This window comes from Bacteroides sp. AM54-2NS (assembly GCF_003602935.1).
In the GTDB taxonomy this organism is placed as follows: Bacteria; Bacteroidota; Bacteroidia; order Bacteroidales; family Bacteroidaceae; genus Bacteroides; species Bacteroides xylanisolvens.
In genome coordinates, this window is sequence record NZ_QTMZ01000136.1 from 1 (window position 1) to 1,038 (window position 1,038).

Sequence of the window (1,038 nt, forward strand, 5' to 3'; positions counted from 1 at the left end):
AAGGGATGGAGGCTGAGAGTCAACAACAAAATCTGCAAAGGAAATGAAAAGGATAGCAAGTCATCTGTGTACAGTGTTGATGGGTATGCTGGCAGTGACAGGACACTTCATGCTTACCCAATGGCTTTTCGGTCAGACCGTGGCCATCATCCATCTCGGCTTCCAACTTATCATAGCAGCGTGGATGGTCTATGAACTGATACGTGCGCCAGTATATGATGATTGAAAAGAGATTATTGACATTGCGAAGACATTTCACTTGGACAATGGAGATGTATAATTCAAAAAGTATCGAGCAATGATCAAATGTAATGTAACAGTGTGCGGAACGGTCAGCAAGGTTGCGACCTGCCGCACGAACAAGGAGGGCAAGGCCTTTGTGAGCTTTGCCATGAACATAGTCATTCCGGCGAAGAGCGGGATTAACAAGACTATCGAGGTGTCGGTCATCAAGGACGGGACACTTACGGATGTAGGCAGCTGCAACATTGGCGAGCACATTGAGGTAGTCGGTGTATTGGTACCGAGGAAACGGGGCGATGCCTTTATTTCAACCTGTCGGCAAGCAGCATCAGCCACCAGCCTGCCGAGGCAGAGGACTGCATCAAGGGCGTGATGGAGTTCCGCGGCAAGGTGGGCAAGAGCATTGAGGACAAGACGGACAAGAATGGTGTGCCGTACTGCCAGTTCTCCGCTTTCAGTGCAGAGAAAGTACAGGACGGATTTGAATACATCTGGGTAAGTTTCTTCCTCTTCGATGGCAAACGTGAGGCATGGCTGCAACCGGGTGTGAAAGCGAACATCAAAGGGGCGTTGTCTGTCAGTGTCTTCAATGACAAGTTGGACTTCTCCTGCCGAGTGTCGGAGATGAGCGAATATGTTCCTCAGCCCTATAATGGTTAATGACTATGGGAAAACCTTATACTAAAGAAGGTCCGAGTGCCGAAGACAAGGCACTCGACCTGTTTGCCGATATGATGATTGAGCGTATTCAGTCGCTGTCGGGCAAAGACGGATGGAAAAAGCCCTGGTTTACTG

2 protein-coding genes and 1 pseudogene are annotated in these 1,038 nt (G+C 49.1%); all 3 read left to right on the plus strand.

Annotated elements, in window-relative coordinates:
* The first annotated feature begins 43 nt into the window (after nt 1-43).
* Nucleotides 44-226, plus strand: a complete 183-nt coding sequence (locus DXA05_RS26150; protein WP_004319968.1) for a hypothetical protein — start codon at nt 44-46, stop codon at nt 224-226.
* Nucleotides 227-298: 72 nt separating this feature from the next.
* A pseudogene (locus DXA05_RS26155) lies at nt 299-903 on the plus strand (hypothetical protein).
* Between the two features lie 5 nt (nt 904-908).
* Nucleotides 909-1,038: ArdC family protein (locus DXA05_RS26690; protein WP_165861580.1), on the plus strand; the 130-nt coding region annotated here is incomplete at its 3' end.

Bases quoted from the DNA above. Each gene is read 5' to 3' on its own strand.
- DXA05_RS26150 (WP_004319968.1), top strand. From the start codon at position 44: ATGAAAAGGATAGCAAGTCATCTGTGTACAGTGTTGATGGGTATGCTG.